Origin of the sequence: Clostridium sp. 10cd* (assembly GCF_044336395.1) — a bacterium.
Taxonomy (GTDB): Bacteria; Bacillota_I; Bacilli_A; order Erysipelotrichales; family Erysipelotrichaceae; genus Clostridium_AQ; species Clostridium_AQ innocuum.
Map to the genome: position 1 here is coordinate 1,224,741 of NZ_CP172347.1, position 21,008 is coordinate 1,245,748.

Sequence of the window (21,008 nt, forward strand, 5' to 3'; positions counted from 1 at the left end):
AGTTGCAAAAGGCTGATTTACAGGTAACATTATCTTCTCCTAGTATTGTTTTGATTGCATAGTATTTGAGATTTGATTATGTTAAGATATGGTTATAAATTGGAATTTGTCGAGCTGGTGAATTTTAGTTTCCACTGATGGTGTAGATGAATAAAGGGGATTTATAAGAAAGGAGACTAATTGCATCTATATAGATGCAATGGTGTAAAAGAATGATAAAATATCCGTTAAATGTTACAATTGATACTAATGTATTTGAAGCAAATAAATTCGACTTTGGCATTGATAGTACGATGAGCTTACTAGTTAAAAACGTTCAAAATGGCAAAATTAAGCTTGTGTTAAGCAATATCGTAATAAGTGAAGTAGAAAAACATATTTGCCGATGCGTTGATAGCATATGTGGAAAAGCAAGAAAGTTAAGAAAAGAATATTTGGATATACTTCCAGAACAGTATTTGGCTGATATTGGAATGGGGATATATGTCAAAATACCTGATAAGAAAACTGCTCGCCAAAGCGCAAAAGCCGTGTTTGCTAAATTTTTGGAGGACTGTAAGGTTGAAAGACTTGATACGAGTAACATAAAGCTTGAACAAATACTAGAAGATTATTTTGCTGTACGACCACCATTTGAGAATTGTGAGAAAAAGAGAAAAGAATTTCCTGATGCATTTATTGCCCAAGAGATTAAAAACCGCTTTGGTATCGATGAGGTTGTAGCAATTGTTAGTGAGGATAACGGTTTCAAAACAGCATGTGCCAGAAGTAAAAACCATTTGTTCTTTTCTTCCATAGGAGAACTCTTTAATGAGTTAAGCAAACAAGAAGAAGAATACGCAGCTGCACTTGATTTAATAAAGGATAACAATGATTTTATCATTCAGACAATCAATAGAGAGATTGATGATGGCTGTATTGAAGTTCAAGGATTATCATATGATCAAGATGGTATTGTTGAAGGGTATGATTATGATGAAATATATTTAGATCATTACTATCTGTCAGGTATTAGGATTCATACAATAGATGATATAGATGGAAATATAATCACAGCATCCTTATGGATTCATGGAACTATGGATGTGGATTGTTATTATGAAGATTTTGACAGTGCCTTTTGGGATTCTGAGGAAAAAGAATATTTTGGTGTTGAGACTAGACATATTTTAGAAAAACATAATGCAAGATTTGCTTGTAGAATTGAACTTAACAGCAAAACGGAGGAAATAAGAGTGTTGCCTTTCAAAATTATATTAGGAGGAGATTCAAGAAAAAGCAGAACTGTAATTGACGATTTGCACGAAGCGTTATACTATAAAGAACATGAAGATGAAGAAAGGGAAGCATTGGGGTTCTTACCGTTATCACAATATAGTGATATGTTAGAAAACGATTTGAATAATTCGAGTATGGCAAAAAAAATATTTGAATTATTTAAGCAGTATAATGATATTTCTTTATGTTATGAAGAGTTAGCATATCTGTATGATGAGATTTATACTCAGATGAAAGCCGATATGGGTGAGGATGATACTCAAGCATTTATTACTGCTCTTTCATTAGAAAAGAGTATTCCAATAGATTTGTCTAAGAAAGATAAAGATGATTTATTGAATGTAATCAGAGAATGGGTTGATGATAAAATTGATATGGCAACCAAGAAGATGGAGGGAAATCTTCCTGATTGTATTGAGTATGGGGAATACATAAGTATTTTAGGTACAGATTGCAGAGTTTATACTTTGTCTCTTGATGAACTTCATGGAACACCAGAAGCAGGTTCAGAAGAACAGATAGAAGTTTCTCTTTTATTGGATGAAGAAAAGCTTGCAATAGGCTATGTTAAACTTATCGTTGGTTATCTTAATTTTGACGAAGATGGTGGAGCATCGGATGGCATCGAGGATAGCATCGATTATGAAGTAGACGATGTTTTGGAGGCTTTAGAAAATTTGATTTCCGATTTGAAAGAGGAACTTGTTAAAGAACAGAAACTTGCGAAATCTTTCAAGAAATGTTTGAAGCAGAAAACGAATAATTGATTCAATCAAGATAACTAACAAAATTCCAGTTTATCGAATTGATGGAAAACGTAATGAAGATTAGAAGTTGTGGAGCGTGAAAATATTGAGAGAATTTTTTGAAAAACATAAAGAAAAGATAATAACACTTTTATTATGTGGAGTTTTGCTTATTATCGTATTGTCTGTTTTAGCTTTAATAAGTGGTGCAATAATGAAAGTGTTTGGGTTTGAATATCGTTCTATCGGAAGTATTATTTTGTTTTTTATTATTGCAACAATTATTTCTTATCCGTTAGGATTGATTGCAGGTGCATTACCAAAGGCTTTATTATCTTTAGACAAAGTATCAATGCCTACAGCAATAACACTCTATCTAATCTTAGACACATTCGCAACTTTTTGGGGATTAAGAATTACAGATTATTGTATGCAAAGTATTTCAGCTGAAGATATATCTATTTTTGTTATATCATTAATATTTGCATTTTTAGGGGTTAGTGATATAAAAAAATCCCGCATGATGAAGAACAATAAATCCCAGTTTGTAGAACGGCAATAGGCGTGATGAGCAGGAGGATATGGGATCAACCAAATACTGTGATAACATTTTAATGTGTAGAAGTGGCTGTTAATTGAAAGGAGAAATTTCAAATGCAATTTTTAATTTTATTAGGAAGCCCAAGAAAGCAAGGGAATACGATATCTCTTGTAGAACCATTTGTAAGCGAAATAAAGGAATCAGGAAATAATGTGAATATTATTTGGCTTTATGATAAAAAAATCAAAGGCTGTGTAGCCTGTAGAAGCTGCCAAAAGGATTGGACGAGATCTGGATGCAGTATTAAGGATGACATGCAGGAAATATTTGATGCTATACTTAAAGCAGATAAAATAATATTGGCCACACCTATTTACAGTTGGTCATGTCCGGCACCTATGAAAGCTGTGCTTGATCGACTGGTATATGGTATGAATAAATATTATGGTGATGAAAAAGGGCCGACTTTATGGAACGGTAAAAGCATTGCAATGATAACTACATGTGGATACCAGCCTGAAAAAGGAGCAGATTTATTTGAAGAAAGTGTGAAAAGATATTGCAAGCATTCCCAATTAGTATATGAAGGAATGCTATCAGAGCGTGATTTAGGATACAGAAGCATATTCATAGATAATGATAAAAAGGAAAGAGCAAGAGCTTTTGCACGAAGCTTACTATAAAGATAAATTAGAATTTTATGTGATATTAAGGTAAAGTCTGAATCTGAGATTTCTAATATAAATTATATAATGAAGGAGTGATTGTGTTAAATGAACTAAATAATATTTTTCTTGATAAAGTTAGTGTGGTTGTTGAAGAAGCGAGAAAAAATGTAAAAACTGCAGTTAATATTATGATGGTATATACTTACTTCGAAATAGGAAGAATGATAGTAGAAGAAGAACAAAGCGGTTCTAATAGAGCTGAATTAATATATTAGAATGACTGCTATAAGCCTGTAGCATTTCAGGCAGAGCATTGCCTGTATTGTGCCGATGGCAAATTACATTATGAATATAATGGAAGATGTTTTGATATGGATACAAATGCGATGCAGCGTATGCATAGTCCGGATCAGTTTCCTTCCTTTATTTCCATAGAGAAGTAATGAGGAGCTTATATGCAAGGAGATGCATCATTCGGGGAGGACGTAAGGAAGCTTATTGCTATTGAAAGTATATATATGTAATACACAGGTATGAAGAAACAAGCTGTGCATACGGAGATAATTATCAATGATGATGAAGGAAAGCGATATAGAAACGATTATGTTTGCCCCATGCGGTATGAACTGCAAGGTTTGTTATAAGCATTGCTATCATAAAAAACCATGTGATGGCTGCCTGAAAAGTGATCGGGGTAAACCTGAACACTGCCGTAGGTGTAAAATCAAGGACTGTGTTAAAGCAAGAGATTTATCCTATTGCTATGCCTGTTCGGATTATCCCTGTAAGCTTATAAAAAACCTTGAGAAAAGCTATAAAAAAAGATATCAGGCTAGTCTCATGGAGAATAGTGAGATTGTGAAAAATCAGGGGTTAGAGGTATTTATGGAGCAGCAGAAAAAGAAATATACCTGTTCTACCTGCGGTGGCGTTATTTCCATTCATGATAAAGAGTGCAGTGAATGTCAGGAAAAGGCATTCACTACAGAAAAAGGGTAGGTATAGAAGCTGATGGAGGGAATATGATGTTTGATGAAATCTGCATATATAAGCAATGATGAATAAGCAGGAGGAAATCGAAGCGCCGATGAAGGAAGTGGCTGAATTTTATTTGAAGCAGGACGGTGTCCTTGCTGTACACTACATAAAACGTACACACCGGCAAAAGGATTTCAATGCGGTCAAGGAAGGGGACTTGCCAATCCGTCTTACAAGGATTGTGTGAAACGTAACCTATGTCCTATATTGGGAATTGGTGAAATGAAGATGCGCATGCAAGTGTATCGAGGCTTGGGCTGAAGAAATATTATAAACGCTGGAATCGCTGTTTCATCACAATGCCTAAGATTATTTTGGGTGAGAATATTGTTTGACAGTCCTGCTTCAGTCGAGCAATGAAAGCTTTCGCCCTGTTTCTAAACTTCACCATGCTTGATAAGGTATGTGTACTATATGAAAAAGAGCCCGAAGCTTAACGGGTTCTTTTTCATATGTTTAACAGCGTCAGTATAGATCAATGGTTGCCTTTCGCATGGCTGCACGCTCCAGGATTCGAAACATCAGGTAGGCAGCGCCAGCATAGATCACCATACAAAGCACCTCCTGCAGCATCAGAAAAGTGACCTGCGTATTCCATGTTCCATGGATAAGCAGCTGCATTGCCTGCAGCCCATGTGTCAATGGCAGAACAGAGGCAAGCCACTGCAGGGGGAGTGGCAGCAGATGAATGGATAGATTGGCACCACATAGAAAAAACAGCAGGGTGATAAATAAATTATATACAAAATTGATATCCGGCAAGATAATGCCGAAGGAGCCAAGCAAAAATCCGATGCTCATACAGGATGCACAACAGAGAATGATGCATACTATCATACCACCCGTAAGGATGGAAAACGGCAGATCAAAGATCAGAATACCGATCACAATGATAATACCGAAGGAAATCAGAGAATCCAGCAATAAGAAAAAATGCGAACATTCGCATTTTCTTATGGAATAAGCCTGTGCATACACACCCTTTTTGATTTGGAGTTGCTTGCGGCTATTCATGAATTCAATGAATATTGCAGGAATCAATGGTCAGCTGTATCAGGATTCACGATATGAGGATCAATGGAATTATGCGGCTCATGCATGGTATGCAGCCTTTGCGTGGCAGGACCCTTGATGATTTCCCCGGTATAGGAAAACCGTGAACCGTGACACGGGCAGTCCCAGGTCTTTTCATCTGCATTGAAGCGCAGTGTACAGCCAAGATGCGGGCAGAGGATATCAACGATATACAGCTCATCGTTCTCATCCCGATACACGCCATAGCGGTGATCATCCAGCTCCATAATGGTACCTTCTCCGATATGCGGATACGCTGTGGTGCTTTTTTGCAGCTTGCTTTTCAGAAAGGCGCCGACCACATTCAGATTTTCTTTGACAAACTGCAGCGAAAATATGCTGGAAAGACGCTGTGGAGAGAACATCATGCGATAGGGGGAGCCGCGATGCAGTGCGTAGGAGCATAACAGCTTGCCTGCGATACAGCTTGTGGTGTTGCCCCATTTGTTATAGCCGCTCGCAAACAATACGCGATCCTCATGCTTATCCAGCTTACCGATCAGAGGCAGCTGATCAAAGGTCATATAATCCTGTGAGCTCCATGCAGAGGTGATTTCCTGTACGATGAAATCCTCACGTAATGTATTTTCAAATTCCTGCAGATTCATAGCCTTATCCTGTCCGCTTTTATAGGTGTTGCCGGCATACAGCAGTGTATCCTCGCATGTGTTGTAGGACTGTACACGATCGTCTATGGACAGCATCATATCCTTTGGCAGTGGATTCTTTACACGGGCACTGATTATGCTTTCCTGATCACAATACATACGCGTAAAATAAAAGTGTCCCTGATCGATAAACGGAAACTGCGTTGCGAAGATTACGATATCCGCATGTACGCACGTACCGTTGACTATCAGACGATAGCCCTGCTCCTCCTCCTGCATGTCTGTGACAGGAGAATGCTCATAAATATCAATGCCTCCCTCTCTGGCAATTTCGGCAAGCGCACAGCCGTAGGCATAGGGATCAAAGCGTGCCTGATACTGCATGCGCAGTCCTGCCTCCATGGGGAACGGTGCATCATTTTTTTCGATATAGGTACACGGGATATGCAGATCCAGATAGGCCTGGTATTCCTCCTGCAGTTTGGCTACCTGTACGGCATCACGGGTAAACAGCATGGAATCGCATCGTTCAAAGCTGCATGCTATATGGTGCTCCTGAATAATTGCTTCTATGGAATTCAACGCTTCCTCATTTGCTTCATAATACTGCCGGGCAAGGATACGGTCATAATGCTCAATCAGATTTGCATACAGCAGGCCGTGCTGCATGGTCAGCTTTCCGGTATTTCTTCCGCTGGCACCAAAGCATAGAGAATCAGCTTCGAGAAGAATGGCATCCTCCTCTGCCTGTGCGAGATAATAGGCTGTTGTTATACCGGTAAGACCGCCGCCGATAATGGCGATATGGGCATCCGTCTCCTTTTGTAAAGTCGGATAGTTCGTCGTTTTTGTATTTCGTTTCATCCAGAATGATTCTGTCATGTTCTTCACCTCTTCTACAGACTACCCAGAAACCGGCATTTCTTTCTCATAAAATAGAAAGACCTGCAGAAAACTTTGTCGAACGTTGGGTCTATCACTCCACAAGCATCATATACTTGAAGGAGGAGGAACAACATGATTACCATTCAAAATATAAAAGTAAATGTTACACGCGCAGGGAATAACGAGTCTGCCGTGGTACTGTTGCACGGATGGGGACAGAATCAATACATGATGAAGTTTCTGCAGGACCATCTCTGCGACACCTTTACGGTTATCAATCTGGATCTGCCGGGGTTTGGAGAGAGTGAGGAGCCGCCGCGTGTCTGGAGTGTAGACGATTACGTGGATTTTCTGCAGGAGCTTCTGGACCATCTGCAGATCACTCATGTGAGCTTTATCGCTCATTCCTTCGGAGCACGCATTGCACTGCGCTATGCATACCGCTTTCCGGTGGAGAAAATGGTTCTGACCGGAGCTGCCGGCATTCAGGCAAAGCGCGGGCTGGGCTATCATATCCGCGTGAAAACATATAAGCTGCTGAAAAAACTGCATGCTGCCCCTGCCATGGGAAGCAGTGATTATCAGAGTGCTTCAGCAATCATGAAGGGGGTTCTCGTTGCCAGCGTTGAGGATGATCTTTCGGGAATACTGAAGGATATATCCACGGAGACGCTGCTGGTCTGGGGAGAAAAGGATACGGCTACACCGCTGTGGATGGGTCGTGTCATGGAGGAGGAACTGCCAAATGCCGCCCTGGTTGTTCTGCCGAAGGAGGATCATTTTGCCTACTTCCACCTCAGTATACAGTTCTGCCGCATCGTGGATGCCTTTTTAAGACCATGATGCTGTTCTGTTTTCTGGCGGTGTATCTTTTTTTTCTTTATGTTCCTTTGAAGCAGTCTATGCATATGTTCCAGCAGAACCGTTACAACAAAGGGCGGTATCGGACATGGCTGGTGTCCTATATCCGCTTATCCTGGAAGCTGATTGTGAAAATACTGCTGACGCTGATGCTGAGCTACAGCCTGCTTTTGCTGCAGCCGACTTCCATGCAGGAGGTTCTGCTGCTGATGCTGGTTGCTATCTTTGCCTACATCAGCTGTAAAATGGAGGAGGAGCGCGCCTATCGCAAGCCGCTGGTGAAAACAGCGCGAATTCACCGCCTTGCGATCCTGCTGTATACGTTATACGGCATTTTGCTGTGCCTGCTGCATTGTTTCCTGTCTGCCGCAGCGCTCATTCTTGTGACACCGTTTCTTTTTCTGTCCGCATGGCTCATGGTGCTGCCTGCCGCATGGATTTCAGAGCCGCTGGAAATGGCGATTCGCAATCATTATGCAGCGGATGCCGCAAAGCTGTTAAAAAGCAACAGCGCGCTGTCCATTGTCGGCATCACCGGAAGCTATGGGAAAACGAGTGTGAAAACCATTCTGAATGAGCTTTTGTCAGATGTTTACTATACCCTGATGACGCCCGGCTCCTATAATAATCAGATGGGAATCACTCTCACCATACGCAATAAGCTGGAACGGTTGCATGAGGTGTTTTTATGTGAAATGGGAGCGGATCATGTGAAGGAAATTCATGATCTGATGCAGTTTGTAAAGCCGCAGTATGGTGTTGTAACCTCTGTCGGCACACAGCATCTGGCAACGTTTGGCTCCATGGAAAATATACTCCATGAGAAAATGCAGATGATAGAATGTCTTCCTGCCGACGGTATCGGCTTCGTGAATCGGGACAATGCCTATATTCGTACCTACAGTATTCAAAACACCTGCCGAATCGTATGGTTCGGGATGAGCGAGGATGCGGATTATCGCTGCTGTGATATCCGTTACAGTGAGGAAGGCACGTCGTTTACGGTGATACAGGAGGGGCAGTCCCACCGGTTTCACACAAAGCTTTTAGGAAAACACAATGTCGTGAACATCACCTGTGCCATCGCAGTTGCGCACACACTTGGTGTTTCCTGGGAAATAATGGCGTTAGCTGTCGAAAAGCTGCCCTATATCGAGCATCGGCTGCAGGTACGGAAAAGCTTTTGCACCCTGCTGGATGACGCCTATAATTCCAATCCGGAAGGAGCGCGCTGTGCACTGGAGGTTTTAAAGCAGATGAAGCATCAGCGGTTTATCATCACACCCGGTTTTCTGGAGCTGGGAGAACAGCAGGAGGAAGAACAGTACAAGCTGGGTGAAGAGATTGCGGATAGCGTGGATACGGCGGTATTGGTAGGTGCTGTCCAGACGAAAAGCATCGCCGCAGGATTGGCAGACAGCGGATTTCCAAAAGAAAGGGTCCATGTTTGCGACAGCTTTCAGGAGGCACTGGCAATCGTACAAAAGCAGGCACAGCTGCAGGACTGCGTGCTGCTGGAAAATGATTTGCCGGATGCATTCAACCACTAGCAGCCCGTACTCACATGAACACGTTTTAGGCATTCGCATACACTGATAATGTGTAAGGAAAGGAAGAATGCTATGAAACTTAAAATTGCCGTGGCATTTGGCGGCAGAAGTGTAGAACATGAAATCAGTGTCCTGTCGGCTCAGCAGGTAATGGCTGCTCTGGATGAGGAGCGCTATGAAATACTGCCGTTGTATATTGCCAAGGATGGCAGAATGTTTTGTGAGGAGGAATTACGGGAGCTGGAAACCTTTCAGCATATTGAAGAATTCATAGCGGATCATACCAGTGTAGCTCTGATTCGAAGAGATGCGCATACGTACTTGATTCCATCGCGTCGTAAATTATTTGCCAGGGATAAGGAGGTTGATCTGGTGTTCCCGGTTCTGCATGGAACCAATGGGGAAGACGGCACCTTTCAGGGATATCTGAAAACGATCGGGATACCCTATGTCGGCTGCAGTGTTCTGGCAGGCGCAATCGGACAGGATAAGGTGATTATGAAGCAGGTATTGCAGGATAGCGGGCTTTCGGTTGTACCGTGGTTTTTCTGGACATTGCATCAGCCGATGGAGCAGTCCTTTTTCAAAAAAGCGCAGCGTCTTGGTTATCCGCTCATCATTAAGCCTGCGAATCTGGGCAGCAGTGTCGGCATCGCCGTTGCCCACAATGATGTGGAGCTGCATAAAAGCATGATCGAGGCCTTTCAGTATGATCACAAGGTTGTGATTGAAAAGGTGATTGAACCGCTACGGGAAATCAACGCCTCGGTACTGGGGGATGAGGACGGCTGTCGCTGCAGTACACTGGAAGAAGTTGTCAAGCAGGATGAAATTCTGTCTTATGACAACAAGTACAGCGGACAGGGTAAATCCAAGGGAATGCTCAGTACCAGCCGGAAGCTGCCGGCAGAGCTTAGTGATGAGCAGGCTGAGGAGGTTCGCACGATGGCGATGGATGCCTTCCGTGCGCTGAATGCGGCAGGGGTCGTGCGGATTGATTTTCTGATGCATGCAGACAGTTCAGCTCTGTATGTGAATGAAATCAATACGATTCCAGGCTCCCTGTCCTTCTATTTGTGGGAAAAGGAAGGTCTTTCCTTTCCTGCCCTGCTGGATGAGCTGATCTCGCTAGCACTTCAGCGGGTACGCAGGGAACAGAAGATGATTTTCAGCTATGACACAAATATTCTGCGGGATTATAAGGGCAGAGGAAAACTGATGAAGTAGAAAAATGCGGACAATGCTTCGCATCTTTTCTTTTGCAGGAAGACAGAACAATGGAAGAAGGAGAAACGGTAAAGGACGCTGACGTATACTTTGAAGCATAAACAGTAAGAAATTTCGCTGCGGGATATGCATAGGCAGTCACAAGATGTTGCATCCGCTTTTCATACAGGAACGATTCAGTGGGGAAAGGATTTTTTTCATAACAGCATGAACTTCACAGTTGTATTTACTGCTTAGAATACATCCGGTACGGTTCACAGGAGATAGCGTTCAATCAGACAGCGCAAGGACTGCATTTGCAGGTGTGGAAAATCGGCTTTTTGTTTCATGAGAATCATGCGTAAGAAGAATTTGATATTTCATAATCAGTCCGGCATAAAAAAGAAGATGACGAGCATAAAGCATTGTCATCTCCGTATCGTTCATTTATTTTCAGCTTTTCCGTTGCATATTCGTTCTTTACAGAGAAACAAGAAACACCTCATATGCAATCAAGGACTCCCTGCTTTCTTATTTGAATTTTGAAAGGATGTGTGAATTTCCGCTTTCCGGCATAAGGGGGAGCGTACAGCTGCTTGGCATAAACACTGTAAGCAGGGCTTCCTACGGTTTCTATCGTGCTATATCAACGCATGAGCGGCTATGTGATGTCATTTGCGATGACCTTGCCACGATCACTGCTTTTGCGATAGGCATTCGGTGTCATCCCGCATGCTTTTTTAAAGACCTGTGAGAAATAAGACTGGGAGGAAAAACCGCAGGAGTCGGAAATCTGTGCTATGGAATAATTTGTGGTTTCCAGCAGCTCCTTAGCCTGCTGTACACGCAGTCGGATGAGATAATTGATGGGGGAGACGCCCTTGTACTGCTTAAAGGCATGTACCAGATAAAATTTATTCATATAGGTTTTTTCACTTAACAGCTCCAGCGTGATATCCTCCTGATAATGATTGTTGATATACTGCTCCACAAAATGACATTCCTTGGTTATTTTCTGAGATGGCGCTACAATCAGGTTCGCCTTTGTCCTGCGTACCATGTTGATGATCAGCACCTCCAGCAGATTCTGACATACCGCCTCGTAATCATCATCCTGCTGCGCCATTTCCTGCACCAGTGTTTTCAGATAAAACAGAATCTCATGCTTGAATTCATAATAGTTGTGGACACTGTAGTCCTCATATTCCATATGGTTGGTAAAGCTGGTAAACTGCAGACCTTCAATACCGAGAACGATATATTCCAAAGGGGATTCATCCCTGCTCATTTCCGTATGCGGGACATTGGGATTGACAATGATCAAATCATCCGCCTTTACATCAAAAACATCATCATTTACAAGAAAGCTTCCCTTGCCGCTGGATACATAAAATAATTCCGTACAGTGATGGGCATGCGGCGTGCTGTGCCAGTCACCCTCATAACGACTTGTTGAAATATAGAGAAGGTGGAAGCTCATCTTATCCAGCTTGCGATTCTTCAACTGATATCTTTGTATACTCATCATATCACATCCTTATATCTGCTTTTATTATAATAGACACCGCTGTCGTTGACAAGAATTATATTTATTGGCAAAAAGTAAAAGTAGCCAATATCTCTAAAAAATGAAATACAATGCTTGTGTTTATCGAATAAATAAGAAATACCGGATTCGCTTTTTTAGATATCTTGCCCGTTTTTTTGCAGATCGATGTGTCCGGACGGTTTGACAAGCGCTTCATAAGCCCATAAAATGAAGCTAAAGATGATCAGGAGGAGTTTGACATGAATACGAAAAAGGGGCGCGTAACTGTGCCGACCGATGTTGATGTAATTGAGGAAACCTTAAACATCATAGAACGATGGGGGGCGGATGCGATCCGGGACTGTGACGGCACCAGCATGCCCGAGCAGCTGCGTGAGCTGGATGTGAAGCAGTATGCGACCTATTATACGACGAGAAAGGATAATGCATGGGCAAGTGCAAATCCGCAGGAGATACAGCAGATGTATCTGATGAGCGATATGGTGACGGCAAGTGCACAGACCCTGACCATACCGTTGATGAAGCATTATTATAAGGAACAGCTGAAGGTCAATACACTGGATGATATAAAGCGGTGGTGGGAGGTGATCGACCGTACGAGCGGTGATGTGGTTGCTGCGGACAAGTGGGAATATGACGCGGAAAAGGAAGCGGTTGTCGTGTTGGAATGTGTGCCGTTTCATGCGTATACAGTAAGCTTTCTGGCATTTGTGATCTGGGATCCGGTGCATATGTACAATGCCCTGACCAATGAATGGAAGCATGAGGAGCATCAGATGACCTATGATGTACGGCAGCCAAAGACTCAGGCATATGTTCTGGATAAGCTGCGCCGCTGGATTGCTGAGCATCCGGAGGTGGATGTTATTCGCTTTACGACATTCTTTCATCAGTTTACGCTCATGTTCGATGAGCAGGCGCGGGAGAAATTTGTAGACTGGTTCGGTTACAGTGCCAGTGTGTCTCCCTATATTCTTGAACAGTTTGAGCAGGAGGTCGGATACCGGTTTCGTCCGGAGTATATCATCAATCAGGGATATCATAATTCCACCTTCTGTGTCCCTACAAAGGAATATCGTGATTTCATGGACTTTCAGATGCGCGAGGTTGCGAGGCTGGTGAAGAAACTTGTGGATATTACACATGAAGCCGGTAAGGAAGCGATGATGTTTCTGGGAGACCACTGGATTGGGACAGAACCGTTTGGGCCTTACTTTCAGAAGCTTGGACTGGATGCCGTAGTGGGCTCTGTCGGGGATGGACGTACCTTGCGTCTGATTTCCGATATCAGAGGAGTGAAGTATACGGAGGGACGGTTTCTGCCGTATTTCTTCCCCGATGTATTTCATGAGGGCGGTGACCCTGTTCAGGAGGCGAAGGTAAACTGGGTGACGGCAAGGCGTGCAATCCTTCGCTCACCACTGGACCGTATCGGATATGGCGGGTATCTGAAGCTTGCATTGAAATTTCCGGATTTTGTTGATTATATTGAAGAGGTATGCAATGAATTTCGTGAGCTGTACGAGCATGTACACTCTGCACAGCCGATGTGCATGCCGTTTAAGGTGACGATTCTTAACAGCTGGGGAGCACTTCGGGGCTGGGGAGCGGAAATGGTCGCTCATGCGCTGTGGTATAAGCAGATTTATTCCTATTCCGGTGTTCTGGAGGCTCTGAGCGGCATGCCGTTTGATGTGCAGTTTATCAGCTTTGACGATATACTGGAACATCCGAAGGTACTGGATGATGCCGGTGTGATTATCAATGCAGGGGATGCCTATACAGCCTTCAGCGGAGGAGATTACTGGAAGGATGCACGCATTGTGAGCGCCCTACGCAAATTTGTATACGAGGGGGGCGGCTTTATCGGCGTCGGAGAACCGAGTGCAGCACAAAAAGAAGGACATTTCTTCCAGCTGTATGATGTGCTGGGCGTGGATAAGGAGGTTGGCTTTTCCCTGTCACAGGATAAATATAACTGGGAGGAGCAGCCGCATTTCCTGAAGGAGGAGCTGCCTGAAGCTTTACAGCTTGGAGAAGAAATACGCAATATCTATGCATTGCCGGATACGGCGGTTTTGATCAATGAACATCAGAATATCCGTTTTGCGGCCAATACGTATGGGAAAGGGAAAAGTGTCTATCTGAGCGGTTTGCCATTCAGCTTTGAAAATGCACGTCTGCTGTATCGCTGCCTGTTCTATGCGGCAGGAAAAGAAACGGAAATGAAAAAATGGTACAGCGAAAACTGCAATGTGGAGGTCAATGTTTATCCGAATACAAACAGCTACTGTGTGGTGAACAATACGTATGAGGTGCAGGATACGCGGATTTATACGGACCACGATGTATTTGATATCCGTTTACAGGCAAATGAAATTCGCTGGTTTTCCATCAGCGGAGAAGAATAAGAATTGTGCGGCATGAATGCCGCATTTTTCCATGCGGTAAATGGACGTAGGAGTGTACAGCGTATGAGATAGAATTTTCATGGTTTCAGTCCTTTCAGGCAGTATTATGAACTCATATCGTGGTTTTCGATACTGTAAAACGGCATTGAGAAATCAGCATATCCAAGTCTTTCAGGTTTGAGATTGAAAACACAGGGATTGGACAATCAGTAAGTAATTGCTTCATGTGCCTTTATACTGTCCTGCAGGGGATTCACAAGAAAAATGTGGTAGCCGATTTCAAGATATAAACGGCCTGCACAATTCTTACATAGAACAAATGTTACACTGCTTTTGCATATTAAAAAATAATTTTTGCTTTTCTGCAACCATTTTCTTTCTTCAGAGGTATTAAGGGTGAACAGAGAAAAAGAGGCAGTTCAAATAGAACTGACGGAGTGTTTTGCGGTATTGCCGGAATGGACTCATTCTCTGATGATATCGCATTGTGTATTCGGGTACGAAAACGATGGAGATAAACGAAGCTGCTGTATTCGAAAGAAAAGCAATGGGTTCAGGACAGTATGAGGGAGGGTTTCATATGCTGAAGCTGTCAAAATGGAAGAAATGAAAAGGAGAGCTGTATGAAAATCAGAAATTACGGATTGGTGCTGCTGGCATGCGGTATGCTGTTTGCCGGCGGTTGTTCAAAAGAGGAAGCGAAGAAAAAAGCAGAAGACTTGAAGCTTGAAGATCTCACGATCGTACTGCATGATGAGAATATCACCATTTACCAGCCGCTGGGGGATCTTCTGGATATCTGGGAGCTGGATCAGGCGCCGGAGCATATCGAAGCGCTGGGACATGATATGGTATTTTTAACATATAAGGATAATGACCGGGAATCGATGATTCTCCGTGTCTTCAATCCGAAGGATGAAGAAATCAGTGTGAACGATGCGCTGATTCAGCGTGTAGTCTTTTCAGACAGAAATACAGAAAATGTGAAGGAATACAAGCTTCCTCACAATTTTAAAATCGGAAGTACTACTGAGCAGGATGTAATCAAAGCACTGGGAACGCCTTATGAGTATAGGATTTCCAACGATGACAGCAATATGGATTATGTCACAGGCACCTCGTATGAAACCTCTGAGCTGGCAGAGTTTTCATTTGAAAAAGGAAAACTGAGCAAGGTTGCATTGTCAGGAAGTGAAAAACGCAAGGAAAAGAAAGAGAATATCAGCTTTGATACGGCTAAGGCAGTTGGGTATTCTGTATATGATATCCCCTTTGCGAAGGGAAGTGCTGCGGATGAATTTGCGAAGGGAAGCATACAGTTCGATGGTGTGAGCATAAACGAAACGACACCTGCGAAAGCACTTATAGAAAAAGGGTGGAAATCCAAATATCTGGATGAATATAATAAAAAAGAGACTACCATCAGTGCAGAAAAAAGTGATATGCGTATTGATTTGCGAGTGGATGGAACGATTTCTTCCACAGATCAGCTGACCGAAAAGCATGTGATTCAGGAAATATTTGCAGCGGATGAGTCTCTGGAAGCTTTGACATTCGCATCTGGTGTTAACGGTACATCAACACTTCAGGATGTGTATCAGGTACTGGGAAAACCGATGAGTGTGCGGTATAGCAAAAACGGTGTTCGCGTTCGGTATAGGACAGAAAGCAATACTGCCGTTTCCATGTCCTTTAAGACCTCCGGAGCAATGGAATACTGCAGTGTGAAATTTGATTCCGAATGGGAATAGACAGTGCGACAGATAAAGGATTGAGCCGGGTGCTCTTTTCTTTTGCATTGTTTGTTGAGGAGTAACCTTTGACCTCGCATAAGTAGAAGCTTATCCTTTATGCTCGATACGTGTTGTCCGGAAAAATATGCAGCGGTTTTTTCATTCGGCGAAAGCCTGTGAAGGAAACGATTCGTATTCTGTTTTTTTTGAATACTTTCTATGTGTCCGACAAGTATGCTCAACAGTACAAATTCATTTGTTTAAACATTTAATAAGTGCTTCAGATACGAAAAAGGAACATCTGAATGACCGTGTGGAGAACTCTGTCCGCTGGACTGTCATGTGCTCGAAAAAAGGATTCTCGGCTGAGAATCCTCCTTTGTTAAGCCTCCATGGAATCAATGATGCTATCAACCAGATTATCCATTTCAGATTTATTATTATCATTCAGGGCACTGATCATGGATACTTCAGAATTCAGAATACTCATCTGCTTCATCTGATTATCCAGGAAGTCCTTCATGAGGGACCCGGATTTCGGTGCCCAGGACCCGTTTTCAATGATTCCCACTGTACGCTTCTGCATATTGAGTGCCTTCATATGCATGAGGAAATCATGCATAACAGGATAGATTCCCAGGTTATAGGTTACCGAAGCCAGTACGATATGGCTGTATTTAAACGCATCACTGATCAGGTAGGATACATGGGTATTGGAAACATCATGCACCACAACATTTTTAACACCCTTTTCCACCAGCTTGGCGGCCAGTACCTGCGCGGCGGATTCCGTATTTCCATACATGGAGGCATAGGCAATCAGGACACCGGTTTCCTCCGGCTCATAACGGCTCCATTTGTCATATTTATCCAGCAGATAACCGAAATCATTTCTCCATACCGGTCCATGCAGCGGACAGATAACCTTGATATCAATGGTTCCCGCCTTTTTCAGCAGTGCCTGTACGTGCGGTCCGTATTTTCCTACGATATTGGTATAGTAACGGCGGGCATCATCCAGCCAGTCGCGGTCAAAATCAACCTCATCGTTAAACAGCTTGCCATCCAGTGCGCCAAAGCTTCCAAAGGCATCAGCGGAAAACAGAACGCCGTTTGTTACATCAAAGCTGACCATTGCTTCCGGCCAGTGCACCATCGGAGCCTCTACAAAGGTGATGGTGTGCTTACCGAAGCATCTGGTATCGCCTTCCTTGACCTCTTCTGTGCGCCCGTCAACGTTAAAGCCGAACTGATGCATCAGCAGGAAGCTTTTTTCGGTTGATATGATTTTCACCTTTGGATAACGAAGAAGAATTTCCTCAATGCTGGCACCGTGGTCAGGCTCCATATGATTGATAACCAGATAATCCAGGTCACGCCCGTTCAGAACATGCTCTACATTTTCCAGAAACTGACGGCAGGCATCCCAGTCTACGGTATCAAACAATACCGTTTTCTTATCCAGCAGCAAATAGGAATTATAGGATACGCCATTCGGAATCGGGTGAATATTTTCAAACAGGGCAAGACGGTGATCATTTCCTCCCACCCAGTACAGATCGTCAACTACTTTTCTTACACAGTACATACTACATCCTCCTTCTCTTTATTTAATCCAATGTCTCGATGAACTGATCCTTTGCTTCTCCGCATTCCGGACAGATCCATTCCTCAGGCAGCTTTTCAAACGGCGTACCCGGAGCAATATCATTTTCCGGATCTCCCAGCATCTGATCATATTCATAGCCGCAGCCATTGCAGACATGACGCATATAGGAAGGAGCTTCCTTTTTGATAAACGGACGTTTCATTTTCTTCATTGGCGGAGCCGGTTTCTTTTCTCCGGTATCCAGAGCCTTGCTTAACAGCGGCAGTATTTCCATAACATCACCGACAATCCCGTAGTCGGCATTTTTAAAGATCGGAGCATTGGCATTCGTATTGATGGCAACGATGGTGGTGGCATCCTTGATTCCCTTCAAATGCTGTCCCGCACCGGAGATACCGCATGCGATATACAGATTGCCGGTAAATTTCTGACCGGACATACCGACATAGCGGTTGATCGGTACATATTTCAGAGTTTCTGCGACCGGACGGGAGCTTCCGATTGCGGCCCCTGCACTTCTTGCCAGATCCTCAATCAGCTTCATGTTCTTCTTTTCGCCGATACCCTTGCCGGCTGATACCACACGCTCCGCATTCATAATCGGGGTGTCCATCGGGATACCGACTGTGAAATCATAGCCGTCTTTCTGTAAGGCTTCCACCAGGGCATTGACACGTTCCTGTGCATCGCCTTCCTTGAAAATCTGTTTTTTGCGTTCTCCGGTGATTGCACCTTTTTTCTTACGGACACCGCCGTCCTTTGGCGCTTTTCCTATGATATGAGAGGCGATAACGACCCTCTGAATTTCATTGGTTCCCTCATAAATGGTAGTAATCTTTGCATCACGATACGCACGTTCCACTTCCATTCCCTTCAGATAACCGCTTCCGCCGAAGATCTGTAAGGCATCGTTGCAGATTTCCAGCGCAACATCACTTGCATACTGCTTCGCCATAGCGGATTCCATACCATATGGTTCATGGTTTTCCTTCAGTTCTGCAGAAGAGTAAATCAGCATTCTTGCACAACGCAGCTTGGTTGCCATATCGGCAAGCTTGAAGCTGATGACCTGCTGCTGTGCAATCGGTTTGCCGAACTGCACACGCTCCTTTGCGTATTCCAGCGCATTCTCATACGCACCCTGTGCGATTCCCAGTGCCTGTGCGGCGATACCGATACGACCGCCATCCAGTGTGGCCATTGCAATCTTAAAGCCCTGACCAAGCTTACCAAGCAGGTTTTCCTTAGGTACCTTTACATCATTGAAAATCAGCTCGGCTGTTGAGGATGAACGGATGCCCATCTTGTCGTAATGATCACCGAAGGTAAAGCCGTCCCAGCCCTTCTCCACGATAAATGCGGAGATACCTCTGGTTCCCATTTCCGGATTTGTGGATGCGAAGACGACATACGTATCTGCCTTATCAGCATTTGTAATAAAGATCTTGCCACCGTTCAGAATGTAGTAATCACCTTCCAGAACAGCTGTTGTTTCGGTACCTGCCGCATCACTTCCGGCATTTACCTCCGTTAATCCAAATGCGCCGATTTTTTCACCGCTTGCCAGCGGTACCAGATATTTCTGCTTCTGTTCCTCGGTACCAAACGCAAAAATAGGGTAGCTTCCCAGTGAGACATGTGCGGACAGAATAACACCTGTACCACCGTCTACACGGGATAATTCTTCTACAGCGATGGCATAGCTGATTACATCCAGTCCGGCCCCGCCATATTCCTTTGGATAGGGAATACCCATCAGACCCATCTTTCCAAACTTCGCAATCGCCTCACTCGGGAACTCATTTTCCTTATCGAGCATAAAGGCAATCGGTTTGATTTCGGTTTCCGCAAATTCCCGAACCGTCTTGCGGATTTCCTCCTGCTGCTGTGTCGTTGTAAATAGCATAGTTTACGTCCTCCTCACTTATCTCTATGATATTCCTTCTGCTTTCATGATTTTTCTTAATATGAGAATCATTTTAAGAATGTAAATCACTTTACACTCTGATAATATCATAGCGCTTACAATAAGTCTAAAGATATGCTCACAGATTTTTCCTTTTTTGGATTCGTTTTAAGAAGTACCTGAAAAACGGCGCCAGCGCTTTTGGGATTTCCCGAATTAGGTCCCACGGGTGTAAGTTAAGCAGATGCTGGAGCGCAGATGATTTGTAACGTTCTGCGTAAGAGAATACTGCTTCATTTTCAAACAGGTATACCGGCTGTACACTCATTCAGCCTTTGAATTTCCTTCACCTATACGATTTATGGTTTCGCATATACATACAGGTATGAAAGAATGTGTGTTCGTCCCTTCCTACCTCTTTCTGCAAATTACAAATCGATAAGATTCTCTTTTAACATGCGGACTTTTTACTTCTCAGCCTGCGGACTTATGGTCTGCCGTATGCTATACTGTACTTAGCGGAAAACAATTGGAAGGAGGAGCTGTATGTCGGAAAAGAAAAAGGCGGAGGAAGGGTTTCTGTATAATGCGAATTACAATGCAGCACTGCTGGATGAGCGTGCCTGGTGTAAGGATCAGTGTCATTTGTGCAATCAGCTGCGTCCAAGCGATACGGAAAAGCGCTATCAGATTTATCACAGCTTATTCAAGCAGATGGGAAAGCATGTATCCATAGAACCACCATTCTGGTGTGATTATGGGTATCATATCAGCATCGGAAATGAATTTTTTATGAACCATAACGGTGTCATACTCGACGGAGCAGAGGTAACCTTTGGTGATTATGTCTATATCGCACCAAACTGCGGCTTTTATACGGCAGGGCATCCGTTGGATGTGGAACAGCGTAAGCAGGGGCTGGAGTATGCCTTTCCCATTCATGTGAAAAGCAATGTATGGATCGGAGCAGGCGTTCAGGTGCTGGCGGGCGTTACCATTGGGGAAGGCTCGGTGATTGGGGCAGGCAGTGTTGTGAACAGAGACATTCCTGATCATGTTCTTGCGGCAGGTGTTCCCTGCAGGGTGATTCGCCGCATTACAGAGGAGGATCGAAAGAAGTACCGTATTCAAATGGAGGAAAGTTGATGGGAAGCAGGTGAAACCCGTAAACAGCGCACCTGTATAGGCAGTAAAGGTCTTTTTGGATACGCCGTAAGCGATCGCCTAGTCGTCTGTGAGGCTGTATTTGCAGTCTGATGGCGATAGGGAATACGGAAGAAAACGGATATGCATATGACTGATAAGCTATGCGAAAGCTGTCCCTGCGAAAAAGAAATGTCGAGGA

Annotated in this window: 17 protein-coding genes; 12 read left to right on the top strand and 5 right to left on the bottom strand. The window is 43.6% G+C overall.

Annotated features, from left to right (window positions below):
- The first annotated feature begins 212 nt into the window (after positions 1-212).
- The 6 genes from ACG3M1_RS06040 (at position 213) to ACG3M1_RS06065 (ending at position 4,458) form a co-directional block, all read left to right on the top strand.
- Complete coding sequence (locus ACG3M1_RS06040; RefSeq protein ID WP_009588040.1) at positions 213-2,045, top strand: PIN domain-containing protein; 1,833 nt, start codon at positions 213-215, stop codon at positions 2,043-2,045.
- A 76-nt stretch (positions 2,046-2,121) separates the two neighbouring features.
- Complete coding sequence (locus ACG3M1_RS06045) at positions 2,122-2,586, top strand: regulatory YrvL family protein (RefSeq protein WP_224720907.1); 465 nt, start codon at positions 2,122-2,124, stop codon at positions 2,584-2,586.
- A 92-nt stretch (positions 2,587-2,678) separates the two neighbouring features.
- Entirely contained in the window at positions 2,679-3,248 is a 570-nt protein-coding gene (locus ACG3M1_RS06050; RefSeq protein ID WP_008819265.1) for a flavodoxin family protein, read from the top strand.
- Between the two features lie 83 nt (positions 3,249-3,331).
- On the top strand, positions 3,332-3,508 hold the full coding sequence (locus tag ACG3M1_RS06055; RefSeq protein ID WP_008819264.1) for a DUF1016 family protein: 177 nt from the start codon (positions 3,332-3,334) through the stop codon (positions 3,506-3,508).
- Between the two features lie 295 nt (positions 3,509-3,803).
- A complete protein-coding gene (locus ACG3M1_RS06060; protein ID WP_008819263.1) occupies positions 3,804-4,232 on the top strand; it encodes a DUF3795 domain-containing protein in 429 nt (142 codons plus the stop codon).
- Between the two features lie 55 nt (positions 4,233-4,287).
- Positions 4,288-4,458: a hypothetical protein gene (locus ACG3M1_RS06065; protein ID WP_009588036.1), complete on the top strand. Its 171-nt coding sequence runs from the start codon at positions 4,288-4,290 to the stop codon at positions 4,456-4,458.
- 278 nt (positions 4,459-4,736) lie between these two features.
- Here ACG3M1_RS06065 and ACG3M1_RS06070 read toward each other — a convergent pair whose 3' ends face one another.
- On the bottom strand, positions 4,737-5,285 hold the full coding sequence (locus ACG3M1_RS06070) for an ABC transporter permease (protein WP_021419809.1): 549 nt from the start codon (positions 5,283-5,285) through the stop codon (positions 4,737-4,739).
- Positions 5,286-5,308: 23 nt separating this feature from the next.
- A complete protein-coding gene (locus ACG3M1_RS06075; RefSeq protein ID WP_008819261.1) occupies positions 5,309-6,835 on the bottom strand; it encodes an FAD-dependent oxidoreductase in 1,527 nt (508 codons plus the stop codon).
- A gap of 135 nt (positions 6,836-6,970) precedes the next feature.
- Between ACG3M1_RS06075 and ACG3M1_RS06080 the strand changes: the two genes are divergently transcribed.
- The 3 genes from ACG3M1_RS06080 to ACG3M1_RS06090 all read left to right on the top strand — a co-directional run bounded on the left by ACG3M1_RS06080 (position 6,971) and on the right by ACG3M1_RS06090 (position 10,476).
- Positions 6,971-7,681, top strand: a complete 711-nt coding sequence (locus ACG3M1_RS06080; RefSeq protein WP_002608134.1) for an alpha/beta fold hydrolase — start codon at positions 6,971-6,973, stop codon at positions 7,679-7,681.
- 65 nt (positions 7,682-7,746) lie between these two features.
- Complete coding sequence (locus ACG3M1_RS06085) at positions 7,747-9,249, top strand: UDP-N-acetylmuramoyl-tripeptide--D-alanyl-D-alanine ligase (RefSeq protein ID WP_240140381.1); 1,503 nt, start codon at positions 7,747-7,749, stop codon at positions 9,247-9,249.
- A 72-nt stretch (positions 9,250-9,321) separates the two neighbouring features.
- Positions 9,322-10,476 carry a D-alanine--D-alanine ligase family protein gene (locus ACG3M1_RS06090; protein WP_008819259.1) on the top strand — a complete coding sequence of 385 codons (1,155 nt, stop codon included), beginning with the start codon at positions 9,322-9,324 and terminating at the stop codon, positions 10,474-10,476.
- A 640-nt stretch (positions 10,477-11,116) separates the two neighbouring features.
- Here ACG3M1_RS06090 and ACG3M1_RS06095 read toward each other — a convergent pair.
- Positions 11,117-11,980, bottom strand: a complete 864-nt coding sequence (locus ACG3M1_RS06095; protein ID WP_038274403.1) for an AraC family transcriptional regulator — start codon at positions 11,978-11,980, stop codon at positions 11,117-11,119.
- 263 nt (positions 11,981-12,243) lie between these two features.
- On the opposite strand from ACG3M1_RS06095, the gene gnpA reads away from it, so the two are divergent.
- Positions 12,244-14,415: a 1,3-beta-galactosyl-N-acetylhexosamine phosphorylase gene (gene gnpA, locus ACG3M1_RS06100; RefSeq protein WP_008819257.1), complete on the top strand. Its 2,172-nt coding sequence runs from the start codon at positions 12,244-12,246 to the stop codon at positions 14,413-14,415.
- Positions 14,416-15,038: 623 nt separating this feature from the next.
- Positions 15,039-16,166, top strand: coding sequence for a hypothetical protein (locus tag ACG3M1_RS06105; RefSeq protein ID WP_008819256.1), 1,128 nt, complete (start codon positions 15,039-15,041; stop codon positions 16,164-16,166).
- A gap of 364 nt (positions 16,167-16,530) precedes the next feature.
- Here the strand turns inward: ACG3M1_RS06105 and ACG3M1_RS06110 are convergent, their stop codons facing one another.
- The gene (locus tag ACG3M1_RS06110) at positions 16,531-17,736 is read right to left on the bottom strand and encodes an FprA family A-type flavoprotein (RefSeq protein WP_008819255.1); all 1,206 of its coding nucleotides are present in this window, start codon (positions 17,734-17,736) and stop codon (positions 16,531-16,533) included.
- Between the two features lie 22 nt (positions 17,737-17,758).
- Complete coding sequence (locus tag ACG3M1_RS06115) at positions 17,759-19,663, bottom strand: acyl-CoA dehydrogenase family protein (RefSeq protein WP_008819254.1); 1,905 nt, start codon at positions 19,661-19,663, stop codon at positions 17,759-17,761.
- Positions 19,664-20,209: 546 nt separating this feature from the next.
- Between ACG3M1_RS06115 and ACG3M1_RS06120 the strand changes: the two genes are divergently transcribed.
- Positions 20,210-20,809 (top strand): sugar O-acetyltransferase, encoded by a 600-nt coding sequence (locus ACG3M1_RS06120; RefSeq protein WP_008819253.1) that lies wholly within the window; start codon positions 20,210-20,212, stop codon positions 20,807-20,809.
- Positions 20,810-21,008 lie beyond the last annotated feature (199 nt).

Coding starts and splice junctions, on each gene's coding strand:
- ACG3M1_RS06120 (WP_008819253.1), top strand. CDS start 20,210: ATGTCGGAAAAGAAAAAGGCGGAGGAAGGGTTTCTGTATAATGCGAAT.
- ACG3M1_RS06115 (WP_008819254.1), bottom strand. CDS start 19,663: ATGCTATTTACAACGACACAGCAGCAGGAGGAAATCCGCAAGACGGTT.
- ACG3M1_RS06105 (WP_008819256.1), top strand. CDS start 15,039: ATGAAAATCAGAAATTACGGATTGGTGCTGCTGGCATGCGGTATGCTG.
- ACG3M1_RS06095 (WP_038274403.1), bottom strand. CDS start 11,980: ATGAGTATACAAAGATATCAGTTGAAGAATCGCAAGCTGGATAAGATG.
- ACG3M1_RS06070 (WP_021419809.1), bottom strand. CDS start 5,285: ATGAATAGCCGCAAGCAACTCCAAATCAAAAAGGGTGTGTATGCACAG.
- ACG3M1_RS06080 (WP_002608134.1), top strand. CDS start 6,971: ATGATTACCATTCAAAATATAAAAGTAAATGTTACACGCGCAGGGAAT.
- ACG3M1_RS06060 (WP_008819263.1), top strand. CDS start 3,804: ATGATGATGAAGGAAAGCGATATAGAAACGATTATGTTTGCCCCATGC.
- ACG3M1_RS06085 (WP_240140381.1), top strand. CDS start 7,747: ATGTTCCAGCAGAACCGTTACAACAAAGGGCGGTATCGGACATGGCTG.
- ACG3M1_RS06090 (WP_008819259.1), top strand. CDS start 9,322: ATGAAACTTAAAATTGCCGTGGCATTTGGCGGCAGAAGTGTAGAACAT.
- gnpA (WP_008819257.1), top strand. CDS start 12,244: ATGAATACGAAAAAGGGGCGCGTAACTGTGCCGACCGATGTTGATGTA.
- ACG3M1_RS06065 (WP_009588036.1), top strand. CDS start 4,288: ATGATGAATAAGCAGGAGGAAATCGAAGCGCCGATGAAGGAAGTGGCT.
- ACG3M1_RS06075 (WP_008819261.1), bottom strand. CDS start 6,835: ATGACAGAATCATTCTGGATGAAACGAAATACAAAAACGACGAACTAT.
- ACG3M1_RS06040 (WP_009588040.1), top strand. CDS start 213: ATGATAAAATATCCGTTAAATGTTACAATTGATACTAATGTATTTGAA.
- ACG3M1_RS06050 (WP_008819265.1), top strand. CDS start 2,679: ATGCAATTTTTAATTTTATTAGGAAGCCCAAGAAAGCAAGGGAATACG.
- ACG3M1_RS06110 (WP_008819255.1), bottom strand. CDS start 17,736: ATGTACTGTGTAAGAAAAGTAGTTGACGATCTGTACTGGGTGGGAGGA.